The 23940-nt window shown below is 39.9% G+C and carries 23 protein-coding genes; 6 read left to right on the top strand and 17 right to left on the bottom strand.

Annotation, left to right across the window (positions count from 1 at the left end; translation table 11 throughout):
• Positions 1-12: 12 nt before the first annotated feature.
• The 11 genes from CD039_RS00825 to CD039_RS00775 all read right to left on the bottom strand — a co-directional run bounded on the left by CD039_RS00825 (position 13) and on the right by CD039_RS00775 (position 11919).
• The gene (locus CD039_RS00825) at positions 13-1080 is read right to left on the bottom strand and encodes a YkvI family membrane protein (RefSeq protein ID WP_103370741.1); all 1068 of its coding nucleotides are present in this window, start codon (positions 1078-1080) and stop codon (positions 13-15) included.
• Positions 1081-1412: 332 nt separating this feature from the next.
• Positions 1413-1913, bottom strand: a complete 501-nt coding sequence (locus CD039_RS00820; RefSeq protein ID WP_002472539.1) for a hypothetical protein — start codon at positions 1911-1913, stop codon at positions 1413-1415.
• Positions 1914-2030: 117 nt separating this feature from the next.
• A complete protein-coding gene (gene dhaM, locus CD039_RS00815) occupies positions 2031-2405 on the bottom strand; it encodes a dihydroxyacetone kinase phosphoryl donor subunit DhaM (protein ID WP_103370740.1) in 375 nt (124 codons plus the stop codon).
• A 1-nt stretch (position 2406) separates the two neighbouring features.
• Positions 2407-2982 carry a dihydroxyacetone kinase subunit DhaL gene (gene dhaL, locus CD039_RS00810; protein ID WP_103370739.1) on the bottom strand — a complete coding sequence of 192 codons (576 nt, stop codon included), beginning with the start codon at positions 2980-2982 and terminating at the stop codon, positions 2407-2409.
• Positions 2983-2994: 12 nt separating this feature from the next.
• Positions 2995-3960, bottom strand: coding sequence for a dihydroxyacetone kinase subunit DhaK (gene dhaK / locus CD039_RS00805; RefSeq protein ID WP_103370738.1), 966 nt, complete (start codon positions 3958-3960; stop codon positions 2995-2997).
• Between the two features lie 249 nt (positions 3961-4209).
• On the bottom strand, positions 4210-5226 hold the full coding sequence (locus CD039_RS00800; RefSeq protein ID WP_103370737.1) for a FecCD family ABC transporter permease: 1017 nt from the start codon (positions 5224-5226) through the stop codon (positions 4210-4212).
• A complete protein-coding gene (locus CD039_RS00795) occupies positions 5223-6200 on the bottom strand; it encodes a FecCD family ABC transporter permease (RefSeq protein WP_412072753.1) in 978 nt (325 codons plus the stop codon). The genes CD039_RS00800 and CD039_RS00795 overlap by 4 nt, the downstream gene beginning before the upstream one ends.
• Before the next feature lie 30 nt (positions 6201-6230).
• Positions 6231-7034: an ABC transporter ATP-binding protein gene (locus tag CD039_RS00790; RefSeq protein WP_002472568.1), complete on the bottom strand. Its 804-nt coding sequence runs from the start codon at positions 7032-7034 to the stop codon at positions 6231-6233.
• Between the two features lie 282 nt (positions 7035-7316).
• Positions 7317-8150 (bottom strand): YitT family protein, encoded by an 834-nt coding sequence (locus CD039_RS00785; RefSeq protein WP_103370735.1) that lies wholly within the window; start codon positions 8148-8150, stop codon positions 7317-7319.
• A gap of 498 nt (positions 8151-8648) precedes the next feature.
• The gene (locus CD039_RS00780) at positions 8649-9875 is read right to left on the bottom strand and encodes a NupC/NupG family nucleoside CNT transporter (RefSeq protein ID WP_103370734.1); all 1227 of its coding nucleotides are present in this window, start codon (positions 9873-9875) and stop codon (positions 8649-8651) included.
• Positions 9876-10200: 325 nt separating this feature from the next.
• Positions 10201-11919: an ABC transporter ATP-binding protein gene (locus CD039_RS00775; protein ID WP_103370733.1), complete on the bottom strand. Its 1719-nt coding sequence runs from the start codon at positions 11917-11919 to the stop codon at positions 10201-10203.
• A gap of 189 nt (positions 11920-12108) precedes the next feature.
• Between CD039_RS00775 and pbp4 the strand changes: the two genes are divergently transcribed.
• Positions 12109-13395, top strand: coding sequence for a penicillin-binding protein PBP4 (gene pbp4 / locus CD039_RS00770; protein ID WP_103371575.1), 1287 nt, complete (start codon positions 12109-12111; stop codon positions 13393-13395).
• A gap of 191 nt (positions 13396-13586) precedes the next feature.
• On the opposite strand, the gene tagD is transcribed toward pbp4, so the two are convergent.
• The 4 genes from tagD to CD039_RS00750 form a co-directional block, all read right to left on the bottom strand.
• On the bottom strand, positions 13587-13985 hold the full coding sequence (gene tagD, locus CD039_RS00765) for a glycerol-3-phosphate cytidylyltransferase (RefSeq protein ID WP_002472536.1): 399 nt from the start codon (positions 13983-13985) through the stop codon (positions 13587-13589).
• Between the two features lie 114 nt (positions 13986-14099).
• Positions 14100-15158: a glycosyltransferase family 2 protein gene (locus CD039_RS00760; protein WP_103370732.1), complete on the bottom strand. Its 1059-nt coding sequence runs from the start codon at positions 15156-15158 to the stop codon at positions 14100-14102.
• The gene (gene tarB / locus CD039_RS00755; protein WP_103370731.1) at positions 15155-16249 is read right to left on the bottom strand and encodes a teichoic acid glycerol-phosphate primase TarB; all 1095 of its coding nucleotides are present in this window, start codon (positions 16247-16249) and stop codon (positions 15155-15157) included. Before tarB ends, CD039_RS00760 begins: the two co-directional genes overlap by 4 nt.
• A 110-nt stretch (positions 16250-16359) precedes the next feature.
• Positions 16360-17160 (bottom strand): ABC transporter permease, encoded by an 801-nt coding sequence (locus tag CD039_RS00750; RefSeq protein WP_103370730.1) that lies wholly within the window; start codon positions 17158-17160, stop codon positions 16360-16362.
• Positions 17161-17539: 379 nt separating this feature from the next.
• Between CD039_RS00750 and tagH the strand changes: the two genes are divergently transcribed.
• The 3 genes from tagH (at position 17540) to CD039_RS00735 (ending at position 20533) form a co-directional block, all read left to right on the top strand.
• On the top strand, positions 17540-18334 hold the full coding sequence (gene tagH / locus CD039_RS00745; RefSeq protein WP_049408034.1) for a teichoic acids export ABC transporter ATP-binding subunit TagH: 795 nt from the start codon (positions 17540-17542) through the stop codon (positions 18332-18334).
• Between the two features lie 548 nt (positions 18335-18882).
• Positions 18883-19230 carry a Na-translocating system protein MpsC family protein gene (locus tag CD039_RS00740; protein ID WP_103370729.1) on the top strand — a complete coding sequence of 116 codons (348 nt, stop codon included), beginning with the start codon at positions 18883-18885 and terminating at the stop codon, positions 19228-19230.
• 271 nt (positions 19231-19501) lie between these two features.
• Complete coding sequence (locus tag CD039_RS00735; RefSeq protein WP_103370728.1) at positions 19502-20533, top strand: NAD-dependent formate dehydrogenase; 1032 nt, start codon at positions 19502-19504, stop codon at positions 20531-20533.
• Between the two features lie 329 nt (positions 20534-20862).
• On the opposite strand, the gene tarA is transcribed toward CD039_RS00735, so the two are convergent.
• Positions 20863-21612 (bottom strand): N-acetylglucosaminyldiphosphoundecaprenol N-acetyl-beta-D-mannosaminyltransferase TarA, encoded by a 750-nt coding sequence (gene tarA, locus CD039_RS00730; RefSeq protein ID WP_103370727.1) that lies wholly within the window; start codon positions 21610-21612, stop codon positions 20863-20865.
• A 172-nt stretch (positions 21613-21784) separates the two neighbouring features.
• Here tarA and CD039_RS00725 point away from each other — a divergent pair, with 172 nt between their 5' ends.
• Positions 21785-22534, top strand: coding sequence for a M50 family metallopeptidase (locus CD039_RS00725; RefSeq protein ID WP_103370726.1), 750 nt, complete (start codon positions 21785-21787; stop codon positions 22532-22534).
• Positions 22535-22605: 71 nt separating this feature from the next.
• Here CD039_RS00725 and CD039_RS00720 read toward each other — a convergent pair whose 3' ends face one another.
• The gene (locus tag CD039_RS00720) at positions 22606-23250 is read right to left on the bottom strand and encodes a metal-dependent transcriptional regulator (RefSeq protein WP_103370725.1); all 645 of its coding nucleotides are present in this window, start codon (positions 23248-23250) and stop codon (positions 22606-22608) included.
• Positions 23251-23370: 120 nt separating this feature from the next.
• Between CD039_RS00720 and CD039_RS00715 the strand changes: the two genes are divergently transcribed.
• A partial coding sequence (locus CD039_RS00715; RefSeq protein WP_240595008.1) for a metal ABC transporter ATP-binding protein occupies positions 23371-23940 on the top strand: 570 nt, incomplete at its 3' end.

Genomic DNA, 23940 nt, shown 5'->3' with positions numbered 1-23940 from the left:
CTTACGATTGAATTATGCAATGTGGTCCTCATCTTGACGTTTTCTAATAACGTATTTGATGATAACTGCAATAACGATTGCAAGACCAACAACACCCATAATTTTATATAATTTGTTTACGAGTACTTCGAATCCAACGAATGTACACAAGTAAGCTACAATACACATAATTACGATGAAAATGTGATATTTCTTACTATATGGTTCTGTAAAACGTGCTGCGAATGAATATAATAGACCTAAAATTGTATTATACATAACAGCAAGCATAATCACTGATAAGATAATACCTAAAATAGGATGAACGTCATTCGCTAATGTAATTGTTGGAATAGATGCCTCTGAAACGTGAGGGTACTCTGATTGTAATGCAAAGTTAATTAGTGCTAGTAATACTGTATAAATAATACCGCCTAATAATGCACCTCTTCCGGCAACACCACGTTTAGAAGCGTCACCACCAATAACAACAATGGTACTAAATCCAACTGCGAAGGCTAAGCCACCGTATAAAGTACCCATTCCAATACCTTTCCAAATACTTGGACTTGGAACGTTGTTATTAACTTGGTTAAGAGGTATATCTCCTTTAAAGAGATATACAGCTGCGATAATTACAACCATCACGATTAAGAATGGTGTAACAATACCTAATGCACGAACGATTTTATTAAAGTCCATGATTAGTGATAAGTAAATAACGATTGTCATCGCGAGTGAACCTAGCCAAATAGGCACACCATAACTTTGATGTAACGTAGAACCTGCACCGGCTATCATGGTTACTGCGATACCAAATAAGAAGAAGACTAATATATAGTCAAAGATTTTACTGAAATTTTTACCGAAAACATAACTTAATGTAGATTCATGGTTCTGAGCATCAAAGGCTACACCGATCTTCGCACATTGACGACCAATGAACGACAAGATCACACCTGAGATGATAACACCAATATATGACCATAAACCAAAATCTGAGAAGAATTGTTTAACTTCTTGTCCTGTTGAGAATCCGGCACCGACAACGATACCGACATAAGCGAAACCAATTTTAATAGCTTCTTTATTCAACCCCATGTGATTTATAACCTCCTCTTAGTTAACACATTTCGTAATTATAACGTACTTTAAACTTTTTGCAACCTCAAAAAAGTTATATTACGGCTTTTATACACTTATTTTAAAAAGATTTAAGAATATTGATGAAATTTTATTAATTCATTTAGATTTTTAAAAATCAATTCTTGAAAGCGCTATCCTCGATTATTCCAGTTGTGAGAAAAATAAAACTGAATCGATTTTGTATTTTTATTCATCTTCATTAATTACTCAATCATTTGTCGCACATTTTTAAAATAAAAAACAGAAGTATTGTTTAATTCAACACTTCTGTTTACATTTAAGTCATATTATTTCGCATTACGATAATTGTTGAGTTCGTCGAAATCAACGACTACATTATCGAGACGTTTCGCTGTGTCTTTCAAGACGTTACGCGCTACGTTATTTGATGGGTCAAGCTTTAATATTTGTCGTGAAATTTCCATAGCCTTTTTATCAGAAATCACAGGCTCTGGTACTGCGTGAAGTAAGAGCATCTGTAAGAGACTCTTAACCTCTTTGCCGTCAGTTAACTTTATGGAAGCTTCAGCATGATAATACGCTGAATCTAAAGCGCCTTTCACGTCACTGAGTGGATAGACGAGCAGTAAGAAAGCTAAATCGTGTAATTCAGCAGTTTCTTCTTGCTTCATCATATCTAAGATACATGTATAGAACATCGTACTTTCAACTTCGTGCGCACTTGATATATATGCTTCTTCAAAATCCATAAAATCTGTTTCGGACATTAATTGTTTCAATGATTCAAATTCGCCGTTTAAGACATGTTTCTTTATCAAATCTTGCATGGCAATGTCCTCCTAATAATCAGCTGTAGTGTTAAAGATGGGTTCTTTCTTAATAGATTAAGCATTCATCTTTTTCAAGTTAGTTAATATTAATTCTATCATATATGATGTCGTAAATCATTTAAAGGAATAATGTTTCTTCACTTCTTCTAGCGCTTCATCCAGTGATGCACCTGTAGAGAGCTTAACTGCCGCTGTGAAACTCCCTTCGACGATAGGCGCTTCGACTTTCACGCGCTCGTAGTCACCTTCATACATTTCTAACGCCATATCTACGTTCATCTCTGCAGAACCTAAATCGTAAAAGCACATGAGGTCTTCATCGATATTATTGATACGTTCTTGTATAGCATCAAAGGATGTGCCTATCTCTTTACCATCTTCCACGCCACCTACAGCGTAAACATCAACATCGCCTGCCATTTGTTTGAGCAATTGGCGCGTACCTTCTGCAATGTCTCGACTATGACTCACTAATAAGATCGCACTCATGTTACATCTCTCCAATCAATGCATTGAGAATATAGACACTACTTTGTGCCGCTGGATCCATGTGTCCGATAGATTCTTCTTTAAAGTACGCTGCTCGACCTTTCGTCGCTTCTAAATCTACCGTATCTTGCGCATAACTTTGGAGAACTTCTAGCGTCACTCGTTCTCCGTCTGCAACCGCTTCACGCGCACGGTCAATCACATCAAACATCGTTTTCTCACCACGTTCAACTTTACCTCTTTGCGCGACCGCTTCAGCAAACGCTTCTAACACGTTAGGTAACTGTTCTTTGCTGAAATCGTCATCAACGACTTGGGCCATTTTAACGAAACTGAAACCATAGAGCGGACCTGAAGCACCACCAATTTGTGACATGAGCGTCATCCCTGTCGACTTAAAGAGTTGCGCCATTGAGCTATCATCAATTTGATCCGGCAACGCTTTGAACCCTCTTAGCATGTTCACACCATGATCACCGTCACCAATTGCACGGTCCAACTCAGTTAAATGTGCTTCTTGTTCCGCAAATGTCTCCGCGAGTTGAAGTAATCTCTCTTTCATTTCAGCTACTTCCATCTTTCTCCCTCCTTAGTTAAAATAAGCACTCATCGTCGGCGCTTTCAATGCTTCATCTACTTTAGCATCATATGGAATCACCGTGAGTGAAAAACCTTCCATATTTAGTGATGTCATATAATCCCCAACGTAGCAATTCTTAACCGCAATCGACTGCTCATCTAAATAAGCGTTGAGGTATTTCGCCACAATATGCAATTCTGAAAGTGGCGTACCACCCATGCCGTTAACCATCACGATCCATTCTGTTACAGTCACTTCTTCACGTAGACGTTCCACGAGCTGCTTAACAATCTCATCTATCGGTTTAGCTTCAGTACGTTTAATGCCTCGTTCACCATGGATGCCAATACCGATTTCCATTTGGTCATCATGTAAATCGAAACCAAATTGTTCTGTCGTTGGCACATATGGAGGTTGCAATGCCATTCCGATTGATTTCATTTGAGTGAGCAAATGCTCTACTTGAGCCACGATATCTTCAAGCGACACACCTTGATCTGCGAGATAACCAGCATATTTGTGAACGAAGACTGTACCAGCTACGCCACGACGCTGTTCTTCGTTATCTACGGCAATATCATCTTTAACTATGACCATCTTCACAGAGATGCCTTCCATCTCAGCCATTTCTTGAGCCATTTCGAAGTTCATGACGTCACCCGCATAGTTCTTTACGATGAGCAACACGCCTGCATCCGTCGCGACAGCTTTAATCGCACTAAGAATCTTATCCGGGGTGGGCGAAGTGAAGATTTCACCACATACAGCTGCGTCCAGCATACCTTCTGCGACATAACCCGCGTGAGCAGGTTCATGTCCACTTCCACCACCAGACACAAGCGCTACACCTGAAGATTTCTTGTGCTTTCTCACTACCACAGTATCTTCAATAATCTCAATATCACTCTGACTCACATTTAAACCTGCCAACATATCTTGCACATAATCCGTCTTAGACTTGATGAGTTTCTTCATTTGAACAACCTCCTCTCAACTTACTTCCATTATAGAACATTTAAGACCTTCTCACCTATTTAGAGGTTTTGAGTAGTGTGTAAAATGCTAGCTGTATTCTTATAGTATGTAACACTCCAGTTTTTACTATTGCTTTAGATTCTAACTCTTCCTCTCCTTTATATTAAAAATAACCTTCAGATGACTTTGGCAATCCAAAGTTCATCTGAAGGTCTACCGAATCGATACTTTTCTTATTTTCCACCAACATCAAACTGACTTCGTACGATACATCAAGTACAAGAAGTATGGCGCACCGATAATCGCAACGACGATACCGGCTGGAACTCCGGTTGGTTGGATGATGGTTTGTCCAATCGTATCCGCAATGACGAGAAGACATGCACCGATTAATACAGACAACGGCATAAATAATTGATGTCGTGGGCCGACAATCGATTTCGCAATATGAGGCCCCATCAAACCGATAAAGCCAATTGCGCCGGCTACGGAAACAGCAGCTGAAGATAATAACACAGCTACAAATAGGATGATAAAGCGTTCACGTGACACCTTCACACCCATACCTTGCGCAATATCAGGATGTGTATTTAACAAGTTCAACACGTTCGATTTCGCAAATACATACGGGATGAGAAAGATTAACCATGGAATAAAGGAAATCACAAATGGCCATTCGTCACCCCAAATGTTTCCGGCTAACCATGAAGCAATAAATTCCGATTGATCTTTATCAAAGGTCGCCATGATCGTTAACGCACCGCCGCTTAAAGCAGAAGCCATACCTACACCGACGAGCACCATACTAGCAGGCGTAATACCTTTACCTCGATTGTAACTAAAGCTAAAGATTACAAAGCTTGTTAGCAAGCCACCGACCATACTAATCAATGGTAAGACGTAAACAAAGTTGTCCGCACTCACATGTCCGATACCAATAAATAACGCAATACAGAAACCGCTTCCTGCGTTCACACCTAGAATACCCGGTTCGGCAAGTGGGTTGCGTGTCACACTTTGTAGCAGCGCACCACTGAGTGCTAATGCCGCACCTGCTAAGATGGTAATTAACATACGTGGCATTCTGAATTGTAGGAGCACGAGTGAATCGGTATAATCTCCGAAACCAAATAAAGTTTTGAAGAAAGTACCGACAGACATTTTATAATCACCAGAAGTCATACTCCACGCACAAGCTAATAACAGTACGACAACCAAGATGACGAGCGTGACTAATTGTTTCAAGCGTAATTTGGGATCTATCATGAGAAACGACCCCCTCTTTTAACTAAAAATAAGAAATAAGGCACACCGATAAAGGATATGATCGCACCCATCGGCGCCTCTCCTAGCATACGAGCAAGCGTGTCAGCCAGCAAGACTAGTAGACCGCCTGCAATCGCAGAAACTGGAATCACTCGCGCATAATCGGTTCCGACTAAATAACGCACGATGTGTGGCACAAGCAAACCGACAAAGGCGACTTGACCTACCATCGCTACGGCTATCCCTGCGAGGATCATCGACATCACGAGGGTCACACCACGAATAGCCGCTACATTCTGTCCAAGGCCACGCGCTAAGCTTTCACCTAAGTTGAGAATCGTCAATTGCTTACTCATACCGAGGATGACAGCGAGTGAAATCAGAACGAAGGGGGCTGCCCACAGAATTTGATTCCATGTCGTTCCTGACACCCCACCTGCACTCCAGAAGGTAATACTTTGGTTAAGTTTAAACACTAGAGCGATACCTTGGCTCAGTGCCGTAAGTAACGCACTCACCGCCGCACCAGCTAAGATGATACGCATCGGGTTAAAGCCATCGCTTCGAGAGCGTCCAATCATCAAGACGATGAAGCCACCGAGCAATGCACCTACAAAGCCTGCGAACATCAACACGATAAATGGTGCACTCGGCCTCACCGCATACGTGAGCGCCAACATAAACGCCGCACCCGAGTTTAAGCCAATCAAGCTTGGGTCGGCTAAACCATTCTTCGTCACACCTTGGATGACGGCGCCTGCTGTCGCAAGTGCTATCCCTACTAATATCGCACCGATATCACGCGGAATACGAATCTCAGCAATAATATTATGTTGTTCATTGTGAGGATTGTAATGAAAGATGGCTTCAAAGATCGTCGTTAGGTTGACCTTCGCTTCTCCGAGTAAGATCGAACCAGCGAAGACAAGAAGGAGTAGACAAGTGGCGATAATCAGTGTTGTGATATAATTCATTTTACCTTTCGTCTTCATCTTGCATACTCCCTACACGTTTGGATAGTTTCTCTTACACAAGTCGTAAGTCACAAGCATAGGTTTGCCCGTTCTCGGATCTGTGCTAATTTCTACATCTATATTAAAGACGCGTTCTAATATATCTTCAGTGAGCACATCTGATGTCTCACCGTCTTTCACAATTTGTCCGTCTTTCATCGTGATAAGGTAGTCTGAAAAACGCACAGCTTGATTGATATCATGCAAGACCATCACAATTGTACAACCTTGTTCACGGTTGAGTTGTGTAATCAGTTCGAGTATTTCGAGTTGGTGTGAAATATCTAAATACGTCGTAGGTTCATCTAAGAAGATGATATCTGTCTTCTGAGCGAGCGCCATCGCTATCCATACACGTTGACGTTGCCCTCCACTTAAGTCGTTTATTGAGCGGAACTTGAATTCTTTCGTACCAGTCACTTCAAGTGCCCAATCGATTTGTTGTTTGTCTTCTGCTGACAAACGGCCAAAGCCTTTCTGATGTGGAAAGCGTCCGTAAGAAACGAGTTCGCCGACTGTTAAACCGTCCGCCACTTCAGGAGACTGCGGTAATATGGCAATCTTCTTCGCCACTTCTTTCGTAGATTGTGTATGAATACTTTCTCCATCAAGTACAATTTCTCCGCCTTTAATAGATAACAGACGTGAAAGTGCTTTTAATAACGTTGATTTCCCACAACCATTAGGTCCGATAATAGATGTGACTTTACCGTCTGGGATATTCACATCGAGTTGATCGACTATCGTATGGTCACCGTAACCTATCGTAACTTGATTACCTGCTAAACGTGTCATAAATTCCCTTCTCTCCTCCAACACTGAAATCATTTATTCTACAATTTGCGTCTATTTCATAAAGCTATAATGCTATTTAACGTGCTATCAATATATCCATTACGTTATGTTATTATAAACGTTTTTATCACTAAATGATAATCATTATCACAGGCGCTATTATATCATCTTTTCCATAATATGACTATCATCTCCAGCTATATATTAAGATTTCTTCCCATCATAAAAAAAGCTGCTCAAACGGCATTACAACCGTTCAGCAGCTCAATCTTCTTTCAAATATTAATCTTCCATTAAGAAACCATTACCATAAACGTCACGCACATCGTGAATGACTAAGAAAGCATCTTGGTCTGTTTGACGAATCAAACGCTTCGCCTTACTAATTTGCGTCTTCGTAATCACGACATACAGAATATCTTTCTCTTGTTTAGAGAAGTAACCACGACCATTTAAGATCGTTAAACCACGACCGACCTCGGTATCAATCACTTTGGCTACCTCGTCCGGTTTACTAGAAATAATTGTCATCGCTTTCTTCGTATTGAGACCCTCAATAACGAAGTCCATCACTTTCGTACCGATGTATAGTGAAACTACAGTTACGAGCGCTTTCGCAATCGGAATTTCTGTAAGTGAGATGAGTACAACAATTAAGTCGAAGAACAATAACGCATATGCTGTATTGAATTCTGTATACTTAGAAACAATACGCGCTAAGATTGTCGTTCCTCCAGATGTTCCGCCAGCAATAACGATGATACCAATTCCGAGTCCGACACATGAACCACCGAAGATCGCATTGATGATGATGTTATCCGTTTCTACATGCCATGTCTCAGTTAATTTTAAAAAGATAGACATTAACACTGTTGCGAGAATGGTTAAATACGTATTACGTCGACTTAAATATTTAAATCCTACAACGAGAAGAATCGCGTTTAATACAAAGTTAGAAATGGCGGGTGAAATATGAAACGCATAGTAAAGCGTGATGGCTAGACCGGTTACGCCACCTTCACCTAATTGACCTGATATGATAAATGTATTAACGCCAGCTGAGAATATAAAGGAACCAATAATGACGAGTATAATATCTCTAATTGTCTTGTTCATCCTCGCAACCTCCTTTAAAAATTGTTAATCACTAGCATAGTAGCAAATATTAAAGCTAACTACAACACTACGAGAGAAACTTCGAAAGATAATCGTGCTAATTTTGTGTTAATTTATAGTAGGTTGAACCCTCATCTGACGGTAACTCAGCGCAGTTAGAAATAACTTACAGTTGCTAACTTTCTGAATTTTCTATTTACTTATATTGTTGTGTTTGCTATAATTAATTTCATCTTCTTGTTGGAAACAGCAAGAAGCCATCTCCTTTGTGTTGTTTATAGTAACAAAACAAATTTTTGCTCGATGTATACACAAGTACTAGTCCTTGCTTGTCGTATACTCAAATTCATTTCCCGTAAAGCCAAGTCCATTGTAGGTCGACACCACTTACATATGACTTGGCTTTTTCGTATGGAATTTTTAACAACTTTTGTGCATTAAAAAAGCCCTAATATGAAGCAATTCAGCTTCATATTAAGGCTATAACTTTAAATCACATTACCAAGCGAAAAGACCGACAAAGCCTGCTGTCATTAATGAAACGAGGATACCTGCAAGCAACATCATCGGAACATATTTAGATACAAAGTCGGTCGTACGTTGGTCGACAATCCCTTTCAACGTACCGACAATCATACCAATCGTTGAGAAGTTCGCGAATGAAATTAAGAATGTCGTAATCACTGCACGATGGTGTGGCGAATAACTATTCACTTGATCTTTGATGCTACCCATCACGACAAACTCGTTAGTAACAATCTTCTTCGCCATCTGTTGCGCAACGAGCCAAGCTTCATCGAATGGCAAACCTAATAGTAGCGCGAATGGATACATGAAGACCCCGAGAATTTGGTCTAAACCAAAGCTACCTTTCCAGTGCATACCTTGTGCGATGAGACCAGTAATAAGATGGATGAAACGATCGATTAAATCTGAAAGCGCCACGAAACTGATGACAAACGCGATAATGATGAGTATCAATTTACCTGCGTTTAATACCGAATCACCTAAGAATGAGAAGAATGGCTGACGCTCTACTTCTTCATTACGAATACTATAAATGATGTCTTCTTGTTCTTTCACTGACACAGGATTCAATATCGATGCCACGATAATGGCATTAATAATATTGAGCGGAATCGCTGTGAGCACGAGATCACCAGGCACCATAGTGACGTAAGCCCCAACGATAGCGCCAGACACTGAACTCATCGACATCATCGCTACCGTTAAGACACGCGCTTCGTTCATGCGTTTTAACTGTTCACTCGAAACAGCAAGTGCTTCCGTATTTCCAAGAAACATCATTTCAATACCGAAGAACGATTCAAATCGAGGTTGACGTGTCACTTTTGCAAGCAACCAACCGATGGCACCGATGAAACGAGGTAAGATATTGAAATACATCAGAATATCAAATAAAGGTACGACGAGGAGGATTGGGAATAAGGCACTGATGGCCATATCCATCTGCTCGCCTACGAAACTATTGAAAGCAAACCCTGTACCATGATGCGCTGATTCAATGACCCACGCGATACCGTTTGCTAAACCTTTAACAACTGCTCTTCCCCACGGAAAGTAGATAAAGAACCACGCTAAGAACAAGTTGAGTACGACGAGTATAGCGACGGATTTCCATTGAATGTGACGTCGATTTCTTGAGAACAGCACGGCTATAGCAAGAAAGACGATTAAACCGATGATATTAATTAATAAATACACGCTGAATACACCCCTCAGATTAGTAAAAGTCATTGTATGTATAGTAAAAATGAACTATTAACTGTTAAGAATAGGATATTACAAGAATTATTATACCATTCACAGAACGGACGAGAAATAACAATTAGATGACATTCCACGGTTATACTTCGACTTTCTGCTTCATTTTTCTGTAATTATAGATTTACCGTACGGTTATTTGCGATGTTAAGAGGTGCTCTTACCTCGAAACATTCAATTTACAAAAGCCACCAACAAAGTCAACGACCTTGCTGGTGGCTTATAGAAAAATTACTTTATTAATTAAATTACGTTGCCATATCCATTAATCGCTTAAATTCTGCGTATGAACGAATTCTTGATATTTCTGGTGTTCAGCCATGAGTCCTTGGTGCGTACCTCTACCCGTCACATGACCGCCGTCGATAAAGATGATTTGTTCAGCTTTCTTAATCGTAGATAAACGGTGTGCGATAACGACAGTAGTACGATTCTCCATCAAGGTTTCAAGTGCTTCTTGAATCTTGCGCTCACTCTCACTATCTAAGTTAGCAGTGGCTTCGTCTAATAATAGGATGTCTGGGTTCTTCACGAAACTACGAGCAATGTCGATACGCTGACGTTGTCCACCTGATAGTTTGAGCCCACGCTCACCTACTACAGTGTCATAGCCATCCTCAAATTCTTGAATAAACTCATGACAGTTCGCTAATTTGGCATAATTAATCAACTCTTCATCACTGACTTCTCTATTAATACCATAAAGTAAGTTGTCACGAATTGTACCATTCATCATTGAATTGGATTGCATCACGTAACCAATCTTGTTACGCCACTGCGCGAGCGGAATGTCATAAATAGATTGCGTGCCATAGCTTATATCGCCACGTTCAATATCATACATGCGCTCAATAATATTGAAGATGGTACTTTTACCTGAACCTGATGGGCCAACAAAGGCAGTGACCGTCCCAGGTTGAATATCGAATGAAACATCTTCTAGAATCGGTTTCACGTCATATTTAAAGTCGACGTGTTGGAAACTTAATTTACCATCTTGAATAGGCTTGTGAACGTCTTGTTCGATATCCTCTAACGGTTCGCTCATAATCTCATGAATACGGCTACTTGCGCCGACTGCTTTACGATAATCTGTCGCTAATGTCGTTAAATTAACGAGCGGCATAGACAGTTGAATCACGTAGAAGATCATCGCGATTAACGTCCCTGCTGTCATCGCTCCAGAAGAAATACGCAACGCACCGAATCCGAGAATGATGGCAATCGTCAACAGCATGACAACACCTGAGATCGGTTGAATCACGGCAGTAATCTTCGCTTGTTTCAGACCTAAACGGTAAATTTCGTTCAAGTTCTTATGCGCTTTGTTGAGCTCTAATTGCTCCGTATTGGAGACTTTCACCAAACGCATTTCTGTTAACACCCGGCCGAGCAAACCACTGAAATTGGCGATCTCCGTTTGGGTTGAAGTTGAAATTCTCTGCATGACTTTCCCTAAAGGAATCATAATCATGATGAGAATTGGTATAGTGATAAAAGTAAGTAAAGTCATTTGCCAATCCATAACGAACAGCATGACAAGTGAGCCGACGATAGTGATGACAGAAGGAAATAATTCCGGCAACTTCTGTGAAACGAACTCATTGATGACTTTCGTATCATCTGTTAAACGACTCATAAGCTGTCCACTTTCATTCTGATCGAAGAACGGCATCTTCAACTGAATAATGTGTTTCCAAAGGATAGAACGAATCGCAAAGATGAGCTTCTCACCAATCTTACTCAATAGGTAGAGACCTAAACCACTTAATACCGCATTGAGAATAAAGATTCCTGCGAACAATACGATAAACATAGGATTGATGGAATCAAGTGAGAATTTATCTACCATCTGGCCGGTGAAAGCCGGAACGACTAACCCAGTTAAACTCCCTAGAGAGGAGATAAGTATCGCGGCAATAATTAAGCCCACGGGCCAGTTGAGTTTACGAAATAAGAAGAACAATGGATTTCCTTGTTTCATAGTATGTACCTCGTTGATAAGTTTAAGATTTAGTAGCCCTTCACACTGAAGGAAGACAACCCTCAGTCTAACCTCTTCATCAGTCAAAAGTATGATAAATTCAGCAGTGGCAATATTTTAATTTAGTCTACACATGTGCTAAAATATTGCTATTGCAAAATTATAGGTTAGTAAGAAAGAATGTTGATTATGAAAAAATTTATATGCGCGATTGTAACTGTACTCTTCGTTGTTTCAATTATAACACCTTTTGCACACGCGGAAACAGTTTCCCCTTCTCAAATCGCAAATCAGTACGGTTACAATAACGTCACCTCCGCCTATGAACCTGAAGGCGCAGCCAATGTCGCCCAAAATGGCCAAGTCCTCTATAAGTACAATTGGGATAAAAAATGGTACCCCGCTTCAATGACGAAACTCATGACGATGTATCTCACTATGGAAGCTGTACAGAAAGGTAAACTTTCACTTGACGATAAAGTAAAGATCACTGACGAACACTACCGCATGTCGACGTTACCAGAACTCAGCAACACTAAACTTTATCCAGGCGAAACCTATACAATCCGAGAACTACTACAAATTACCGTGTCAGCTTCAAGTAACGCTGCTGCATTGATTCTAGCTAAAGAGGTATCCGGTAGTGTATCAGACTTTACAGACGAAATGAATCATAAAGCCAAAGATTTAGGTATGAAAAACACGCACTTCGTCAATCCTACGGGTGCCGAGAATAATCAATTAAAGGACTTTGCGCCTAAAAAGTATAAGAACGAAGAAAATAGTACTTCCACTGCTAAAGACTTCGAATTGTTATCGCTCCATGTCGTTAAAGATACACCGAAATTACTGCATTTTACTAAACAACTCGCACCTACACAACATAACGTCACTTACTATACTTTAAATCACTCACTTGATGGCGCAGATATGAGTCTGAAAGGCACAGATGGTCTGAAGACAGGTTCAAGTGATGTGGCAGACTATAACCACACTTTATCAACGAAACGCGGCGGTTTACGCATCGTTCAAACGATTATGGGTGCCGGTGATTACGTGCATCTTGGTGGCGAGAAACAGCGTAATATGATGGGTAACGCGATGATGGAACAGTCTTACGATAACTATCAATACAAGAAAGTACTGAAGAAAGGTAAGCATGATATTGATGGTAAGACTTACTATATTGCCAAAGATCTGTACGATGTCGTACCGAAAGACATGAAAGCGAAAGACTATAACTTTGTCGTCAAAGATGGCCAAGTTCATCTTGACTATCAACGCGAGTTTATTGATAAAAGTTATGGCCCGCCTAGTGTGAAAGCGAAAAAGCCTGTACTACACGAAGCTACAACAGTTGCTAAGTCTTCTTGGGAAACACATCCGTTACTTACAGCACTCGGATTTGTGCTCATCATAGCTGCTTTAGCAATCATTGTGTATTTAATTATTGAGGCTGTAAAAAAACGTAAATAATCTAAATAAGAAATACTTGCGCAGACTCGGAACTATAATCCAGAGTTCACTGCGCTCGTTCTTACACATCAAAAGAGCCCTAGCTGATGTTGATTCGCTCGTTTCAACACCGACTAGGGCTTTCTTTACTATAGTAGGAAGGTTTGTGCTATCCAACTCTTTCTAGTCACAAACTTCCTCATACATCGTTATTAAGTTGCGTCGTCACCGTAAAGTTCACGTTTGATTTGAGTAGTCGAAATACCTTCTGTACGTTTTAAGTAGATCACGTCACATTTGTCTTTCAAGAAGTCAAATTCACCTTCCCAATCGTGACCCATGACGAAAGTATCTACTTCGTAACGATCGACATCTTTCTCTTTCTGTCCCCATCCATCTTCAGGGATGACAAGGTCAACGTAACGAATCGATTCTAACATCATCTTACGTTGTTCAAAGTTGTAATAAGATTTCTTGTGCTTAATACGGTTGAATTCGTCCGTTGAGAGCGCGACGATTAGGTAATCTCCCATTTCACGCGCACGACGCAATAGTTCGATATGGCCATAGTGTAATAAATCGTATGTACCATATGTAATTACACGTCTCATAATTTCACTCCTTCTGCCTTTTTAGTGGTTAAATTATAACACGTTGCTTTCAGTTATGATAATTATATTATCATTAGACAGAACGAAGTGAATTTCTGTCGGTCATACAGCCATTTAACGTTTAAGTATACGTTTTAAGCGTTGTTTAGACGAGAATTTCGTACGTTTTGGCAACACTTTAACTTTAAAAATGTAATACGGTGGACGGCCTACACCCATCTGTACGAGGGCTGAACGCCAAGGTTGGTACAGTGCTTTCGACCATCCTTGACCTGCTTGTTCCACTGCCTCAATAATTCTAAAGAACGCCTCACTAGAGCGGTCAGTTTCTTGCATTTCTCTTAAGTATTCAATCACTTGGTTGATGAGCTCAGACGTCAGTTGTGGATGTTCTGTTAAATAGTTCTGTATCAAATAACTTACAATCAAGTCATCCATACGATAGCTATAATATTCACGTTCTTCTCTGAGCAACAACTTACGCATCACGCGTTGACGCACCTTTTCAGCATCAACTAGATAGTCAGTAAAGCGCGCTACCCTTGAAGCAGTGACAGAGTCAGCTTCTGTATTATAGCCATAAATGAGCGTAGGAATAAGTTGAATATCACGTGCTTGATTATAGGCTTGAATGATAAACGTGTGCTCCTCACAGAACGTCACATCCGTGTCGAAACGTAAATCTTTAAAACGCGCGCTAAACATCTTCGCACCCGGACCTATCGACTGCATGACTTCTGGACAAGATTGTAAATTCACTAGCGCCTCACGTCTAATACTTTCATGTGTAGCAATAGGCACCCACGTACCATGTTCCTCTCGTGCTAGTTGTCCTACGACGATTTCGACGTCCTCGTTCGCTTGATAATACTTCAACATAAAGTCGATACGTCCTGTTAAAAACTCGTCATCGGCATCTAAAAACATAAATGCATCGCCTGTCATCGCCTCTAGGCCTTTGTTGCGAGCTACAGCAGCGCCTTGATTCGGTTGATCAATAATATTGATGTCAGAGCGTTCTCGCGCTAGACTTTTCAAGACATCTAAAGAGCCATCGGTTGAACCGTCATTCACACAAATGATTTCGTGTGTCTTTTTCGTATCGATTGATCGTATAGCACGTTCGATTGTCCGTTCTGCATTATATACAGGAATGATTATAGATATTTTCACTTTTTCACCATCAATTCTTCAATATAATTTGTTACTTTATCAATTGAATCTGCCGTTGTATACTCATGCCAATCTTCAAAGAGCGCCGTCCATGGTGTCTTCTCTGAAACAATCTTATTCAATAATTCACCTTCACTATACGCTTTAAACTTATCCGGAATGGCTTTATAATACATATTCAAGCCACGATCCCGTTCATATTCTTGCTCATCATAGACGTAAAAGAGTATCGGTTTATTGATGATACTCGCTTCAATCGCTAAGGAACTATAATCTGTTATAATCACATCCGCCAAGAGAATCAACGTTTGAATATCTAATTGACTTTGATGTGTGTCTGCTACAGCGGGATGCAATTTGTTGAGAAGCATATAGTTCGGCAACAATTCTTCAAACGCCTGCGTATTGATTTCTCGATTTTGTTTTTTATGTTCACGATAAGTCGGAAGATAAACCGCCACTTTCTTATTGATGCCGAGCTCTCGTTTAAGCTCCTTTTGGCGCGCTTTGGCATCGATTTGTTTATAGTAAGCAAGCCGTGGTAGACCCGTTTTAACAAACTGGTCACTTGTCGCACCAAAGGCCGCTTCAAAGCATTGGATCATCGGATTGCCGCCTACAAGATACTTATCCGTCGCATCATACACTTGCTTGTACTGTTCCACCATCTTTGTATTCTGTAAGTCCACTTGATGGTCTGTGAAGCCGAAGTTCTTCAATGCACCTGCCGCATGCCATGTTTGAATAACCGTTTGGCCTTCTTTTTTATTGAAACTACCTAGCATGAGGTAATATGTATCGATAATGATGACTTTTGCCGTACTCAACGCTTTAATTTGTTGAATCACGTATTTATTTCCAGCCGGCACCCATGTGACATTTTTCAAATTATCGAGCGTCGCGCGGTCTTTCTCTTGTGCGATGACTGTGAGTTGGTAACCTTTCTCGTCCAGCTGTTGTATAATAGGGAGCACATCTTCAGAGAAGGTCATCATCGCGACGATATGTCGGTTGTTGACCCTTTTACCTTTAAAAATAAAATTAAGAATATAAATCATAAAGAGATAAATCTTTTTGATAATAATACGCAAAGTTTCACCGCCAATTTCTATAAACTGATTCGTCTATATTATAGCTTTAACACACTTAAAATTATAGAAAAATCCTTTGCCGAATGTGACTCCGGCAAAGGACGATTTAATTACATAAAATCTGCAAAGTGATCTCGATATTTCATATGTAGTATGGATCCGAGAACAAATAAGACAATGATGACACCAAAGTTATATAACGTTAAATGCCAGTGGTCGATAAAGTACCATTGATGATGCAGTAATGCTGCACGATATCCTTCTGCTAGGAAATAAATCGGATTGAATTTGATGATGTCTAGCACGATACCCTCTGGCAAGTTAATGATAATATTCGATGCAAAGAACACGAGACGCATAATCGCTTGAATAATTTGTTGCGTATCTCGTACAATCACCCCGAGTGTGGAGGTGAAGAGTGCAATCGTTGTTGTTAGAATCAACGATAATGGCACAAAGAAGAGTAACTGTAATGTATAGAGGTTCGGATAATATCCGCCAATCGCACAAAGAATCATGACGATGGCCAGCAATGCGAGATGGCCGTAGAACCTACTCGATACAATATATGTTGGAATGATCGACAATGGGAAGTTCATCTTTGCGACCTGGTTGTATTTCATCGCAATGGATTTCGTTCCCTCTAAGATGCCTTGGTTAACGAAGAACCACATGTTAATCCCCGCAAGTAACCAGAAGATAAATGGTACACCCTCTTGCGCATGACCTTGTCTAAAGCCCAGTCCGAAGACGAACCAATAGACAGCGATTTGAAGGGCGGGGTTGATGAGTTCCCAGGCAATACCAAGGTAGTTATTTTTATTCGAAATCTTAACCTGGAACTGCGAGAGTCGGTTGATGAGGTAGAAATTCTTGAGATGTTCCTGTAATACTACCCACACTGCTTTCATAAGAATAAACCACACTTTCAAATGTTTTCACTAATCATTTTTACTATTTTATACACGCCACATCATGAAATCACAATATGTCTATCCCCTCATGATAGTGAAATGAGTATTTCATTAGTTCAATTACAACTTTTTATTATAGCAACTTATACGCTAAATTTCTCACAATATCATTCTTATTTTAACAATCTATCATTCATAACGTAAATTATTTTCCGTAAAAGTAAAACCACTTCTCGATCATAAAATTAATAATAGGACAAATTCACTACCGCAGAACAATTTGTAACAAATTAACGTCTCATAAGATGAATACATTTAACAACCTTCATTATATACTATATAATTGTATTAATCAGAACTAAGGAAGGACAATATTATGAACGTTTCGGTTACTATCGACCATGTCTCCAAAGAATATCGTATTTACCGCAATAATAAAGAACGCATGAAAGATGCCCTCATCCCTAAACATAAGAACAAGACGTTCTATGCGCTGAACGACCTCTCTCTTACTGCTTATGAGGGTGACGTCATTGGGCTCGTAGGTATCAACGGCTCTGGTAAATCTACGTTGAGTAATATGATTGGCGGCTCTCTCATGCCGACACATGGTAAGATTAAGCGCAACGGCGAAGTCAGCGTGATTGCGATTAATGCCGGTCTCAACAATCAACTAACTGGGCTGGAGAACATTGAGTTCAAGATGCTTTGCATGGGCTTCACGCGTAAGCAGATTAAAGATTTAACGCCTGAAATCATCGAATTTAGTGAATTAGGTGAGTTTATCTACCAACCGGTTAAAAAATATTCCAGTGGGATGCGTTCGAAACTCGGTTTCTCAATTAATATTACGACGAATCCAGATATTCTCGTTATTGACGAAGCACTATCTGTCGGAGACCAAACCTTTGCTCAAAAGTGTTTAGATAAAATTTACGAATATAAAAAGCAAAATAAAACCATCTTCTTCGTCAGTCACAATATGAGCCAAGTGCGTCAATTCTGCACGAAGATTGCTTGGATTGAAGGTGGCGTCCTTCGCGAATATGGCGATTTAGATGACGTCTTGCCACAATATGAGAAATTCTTAAAGGACTTCAAAAAACTATCTAAAAAAGATCAAAAAGCGTATAAAGATCAACTTAATGATTCACGTTTCGTTGTGAAATAGGGAGCGAGACAGAAATATGTAGTTGTGTCAATCTTCCTCTCCAATCCGAAAGAGCGCTTGTGGCAGTGATAGTTCTTTCAACTTTAGATCTCTCCTGTGAATAAGAGTAAACAGTCTGGGACACTAAAAGAAAATAGTATTTGAGACAGATGAAAATCACGCTTGAAATGAATCTATATTATATTTTCAATGTCGACTCGAGACGCATGATGGAGCTAGACCACAACGAAAATCCATTCCTAGAGCTCTAAGAGCGAGAGGAATTAGTTGAGTGTGGTCCCATATGCAAGCGAGAGTCATTACATTGAAAATTAAATAACTTTGATTTATGTCCCAGACTCTCATTATTCTTTCATACAAGAAAAGCCCTCATCTTCAACCCTTTTTCTTCATCAACTAAACCCTTAATTCTCACCCAATTTCTTCAACTTTGTGAACAAAATACTTTCCTTTTTCACACTAACGTATTATTATAATAATTGAGTCGTATTTGAGAATGTTTCTCATTTACATCACGCTCTATATTTTACACAACGAGGTGATGCTTTATCGCTGCAAACAAAGCTCAGACATTCGCTAACCTCGTGCGCAAATATCGTAAAGCGCATATCGGCAAAGGTCCTGAACACATTTCAGTCTTCTTCAAAGATAATTGGGCCATTGTGCATATGACAGGTAGCTTGAGCAAAGTTGAAACATTCTATTTAAGAAACGATGCTTATCGTCGTATGCTAAAGGAAGGACGTACTGAAGAAGTCAAAGAATTGTATCGCGATAACCCTCCTGTTGAAATGGAGGAACTCGTCGGTGCTAAATTCTTAAAACTCTTTACAGACGTTAATTTACAAGATGACGAAGTCGTATCCATCTTCGTCTTTGATCGCAATATTGAATAACGTATCATTCATCGCTATAAGAGCGATGCCTCATATAAATAGATAGAGAATTCCATATAACTGCATAGTATAGGGATTGGTTACAAAGTACCTGGTGCTGATTGGCTACTCCCTCTTTGATAAGAGTAATTGAACTCGAACCCATTCAAGGAGGTGGTATGCCAAATTAGTCCAGGTACTTTTTTGGTTTGCAGAGAAACCATATTGACGCCCAAACGTAACGCTTGCATTTACGTCAAATCATCATCATTTTACTAGGAGTGTTTATACTATGAAAATTGTAGTATTATTCCCTGAAGCTGTAGAAGGACAAGACAATCAATTACTCAACACAGATAAAGCCATTGGTTTGAAATCATTTTTACAAGACAAAGGACATGAACTCGTTATCTTGAAAGATGGTAAAGAAGATTTAGACAAACATCTTGAAGATATGGAAGTCGTAATTAGCGCGCCATTCTATCCTGCATATATGACGAAAGAACGCATCGAGAAAGCACCTAACTTGAAACTCGCAATCACAGCAGGCGTAGGTTCTGACCATGTGGACTTAGACGCGGCAAGCCAACACAACATCAGCGTAGTCGAAGTCACAGGAAGCAATACGGTAAGTGTCGCTGAACACGCTGTGATGGACCTACTCATCTTACTCCGCAACTATGAGGAAGGCCACCGTCAATCTAAAGAAGGCGAATGGAACCTATCTCAAGTCGGCAACGATGCTTACGAACTTCAACACAAGACGATCGGTATCTTCGGTTTCGGCCGTATCGGTCAACTCGTAGCTGAACGTCTTGCACCTTTCAATGTAACGATTCAACACTATGATCCAATCAATCAGAAAGACAACGAACATTCTAAATTCGTGAAATTCGACGAGCTCGTGAAGACAAGTGATGCTATCACTATCCATGCACCACTTACACCTGAGACAGATAACCTCTTTAACAGCGATGTCTTAGCGAAGATGAAAGATGGCAGTTTCTTAGTTAACACTGCAAGAGGTAAAATTGTAAATACAGACGCACTTGTGAAAGCACTCGAAGATAAACACATTCAAGGATATGCGGGCGATGTATGGTATCCACAACCTGCACCAGCAGATCATCCATGGAGAACCATGCCTCGTAACGCAATGACAGTACACTATTCAGGCATGACTTTAGAAGCTCAAAAACGTATTGAAGACGGTGTGAAAGATATATTAGACCGCTTCTTCAACGACCAACCTTTCCAAGACAAAGACGTAATCGTTTCTGGTGGTCGCATCTCTAGTGCAAGTTACAATGCTAAAAATGATTAATGCTTATTCTGTGATAAAACCATTCTAACCTTTGACCTAAAACGAATATGAGAGCAGCTCATATTAAATACAAGTTCACCTATCCTTTCCCCTTTGAACTATAATATTAAGGCGAGGAATATATCGGGACATATTTCATCGCCTTAAAATATCGATTGATAAAGAATAGATATCCATCCCCAAAAAAGCCGTTCCATCATCCATCGACGTGGAACGGCTTTTTTCTATCTTTGTTATTGGTTTAGATGCGTTTTTCAGATATTTGAAAGGTTAGCTGCGTTCAACGTCACATCGCACATTTATGCAAGACGTCTACACACTCTTTATACTTACCTTCGCCCTATCTTCTGCTTCATCACTTTATAGAGGAAGATTGGAACATTTTTTACACGCCCAATCCGCTTCCAGTCAATCAACAGACGATACACCCATTCCAGATTGAGCTTGCGGAACAACTTCGGCGCCCGCTTCTTCGTACCGCTAAACACCTCAAGCGAACCACCGACGCCCATCATCACTGTATGGGTAAAATGTTTCGCGTAACGCTGTAGCCACTCTTCCTGACGTGGGTAGCCCATCCCTACAAATAAATAGTCCGGGTTAAAGGCGGCAATCTCTTCAGCTATATGTTGATCATAAACATCGATATAACCGTGATGAGAAGCAAAATTTACATATGGATATTGAGCCTGCAATTGCTGCTCAGCTAATTCAACAATCTCAGGTTTCGAGCCAAGCAAATATACCCGCTGTTGCTTCTCATTAGCAATTTGAATACACGTTTCCATTAATTCGATTCCAGGCACACGCTCTTGCAACGGCGTCTTTAACATCTTCGCTCCCATCACGATACCTGTACCATCTGGAACAACATAGTCTGCGCGATTAACGAGCTGTTGATAGTCAGAATGTTGCGTCGCATAGTTAGCAATTTCTGGATTTGCAGTAACGATAAAGAGATTGTCTCGGTTCGTTTCACTCATATAGCGCAGTATATTCTCTTTCATTTGTGTCATCGTTACATTATCAAAGTGTAATCCTAATACGTTGACGCGTTGGTCTTTATTACGATTTACCATATTTGTATCTCCTTAAAGCCAGCTTAAGATTGCAATCTCATTTCAAATGAAACTTCCCTTTCATTCAACCTTGAATGGTGCCTTTACGTCATCCTACCAAAGTCTCAATGTCTTTTGATTACAAATAGCATATAATAGTACTATGTATTTTATACAATGAAAGGGTCAAACGATGCAGCAATTTAATTCTCTACTCACGAGCCACATCGATTTACAACTTTATATTCTCATCGGCATCGCCATATGTTATATTCTTGCGCATCAGTATCGCACGAATGCCATACTACGATTCGTCGATGTATGTCTCAATTATATTCCTGTGCTGACGCATGAGTTCGGTCATATTCTTTGTAACAAGATCAGTGGCGGCCGTGCTAAAGATCTCGTCATCGTCGTTTCACCTACTGAGCGCGAACAAACGATGCAACAAGGCTATGCGGTGACAAGTTCAGCCTCACGCTTGAGCCAAATTATCACGACATTCGGCGGTTACATCATGCCACCACTCATGCTGTATATTGGCGTGTTGACGATTCAACATAACTACGCAAGTTTATTCGTAGGTGCGTATATACTTATCTTTATATATTTCCTGATCTTAACTTCGAGAAAAGTGATGCCACTCATCATTCTCATTATACTTGCTGGCTTATTATATTTCATCTTTCAATATCATCAAGATTTACTTACTAGCCAGCTTATTAGCATCGTCATTCACTACATTCTCGGCGTACTACTCGGTGAAGTCCTTCAATCGTCGTGGACTATCTTACGCTTAACCTTTAACCCGCGTGTGACAGAATGGGATGGTAGTGCATTGCGTGATCTTACACATTTACCAGTCATATGTTTCAGCGCGTTATGGATTGTCATTAACCTTTATACACTCTATACGGTGTGGAATGGTTTAACCATAACTTAGCAAATCTCCACTTTAAACAAGCAGGATACGAGATTGAATCTGTGCTTAATTGCCCAGTCTCGTAACCTGCTTTATTCTTCTACATAAATATGCTTCGCGTTATCATAGCTCAAGATGGTAGAAATATCTCCTTTGCTAATGATAATCACGTTATTCGTATCATCTTTACTTTCAATCGTAATCGTATCTCCAATAGAGATTTCCTTACTAGAAAGATAGATAAGTAACTCAGTACGATCTCTTACTCTCTCGATCGTCACTACAGAACCTTCATCAAACTCGATTAAATTCTTCGTATAAATCTCTTTATATTGATTTTCGCGTGGAATCACACCACCGTGTGGACACGTCTTAGGATAATCGAGCACCTTGTCTAAACGTTCCACAAATAGATGGGACACACGATGTTCTAGAATTTCCGCTTCCTGATGCACTTCTTCCCAATTATAATCCAACACTTTGATTAAAAATAATTCGATTAAACGATGACGTTTGATGATATCTAATGTATAAGTTAATCCCGAATCAGTCAGACGCACACCTTTGTACGGCTTCGTTTCGACATAATTTGATTTCTCTAATCGATTTAACATTTCACTGACTGAAGGTGGTTTAATATTTAAATACTGCGATAGCACCTTATTAGTCACATATTCTGTGTCACCATGATGCGTTAAGATGGCTTTCAAGTAGTCCTCTTTCTCTTCAGTTAGCATGCTTTCACCTCTCAATGTGTTCACCTTATTGTATCACGAAATAACTTGACACGCTAAAAGTTCGTAGTATATTATGAAATAAATTAGGTTAACCTAAAAATTTTATTAAGGGAGTTAAATATGCTTGAAGTAAAAAACTTGAATTTAAATTTAGGGAATAAACATGTGCTTCAAAATATTAACTTTGAAATACCGTTGCATGGTGAAATCATCGGTATTATGGGACCTAACGGAGCAGGCAAATCTTCTCTCATTAAATCCATGATTGGAGAATTCAAGGCTTCTGGTCACAGCAAGATGAATGGCCAACCAACAACGGAACAGCTTAAGAACATTACATACATACCGCAGAAAGCACACATCGATTTAGACTTCCCTATTAACGTAGAAGAAGTTGTAGTCTCTGGCGCTTATCAAGATTTAGGCTGGTTCAAATGGGTGACGCCTAAAGTGAAAGCGAAGTTAAACACCCTATTGGAAGAACTCGAAATTGAAACGTTGAGAAAGCGACAATTGTCTCAACTCAGTGGCGGACAATTACAACGCGTACTCATCGCACGTGCACTCATGTCAGACAGTTCGCTTTATCTCTTAGACGAACCTTTCGTGGGAATTGACTTTCACAGTGAACAACTCATCATTCGTAAGATTCGTCAACTTAAATTACAGAACAAACTCGTCTTAATCGTC

Source organism: Staphylococcus argensis, from assembly GCF_002902305.1.
Lineage (GTDB): Bacteria > Bacillota > Bacilli > Staphylococcales > Staphylococcaceae > Staphylococcus > Staphylococcus argensis.
This window is presented reverse-complemented; position numbering and strand designations above follow the sequence as displayed.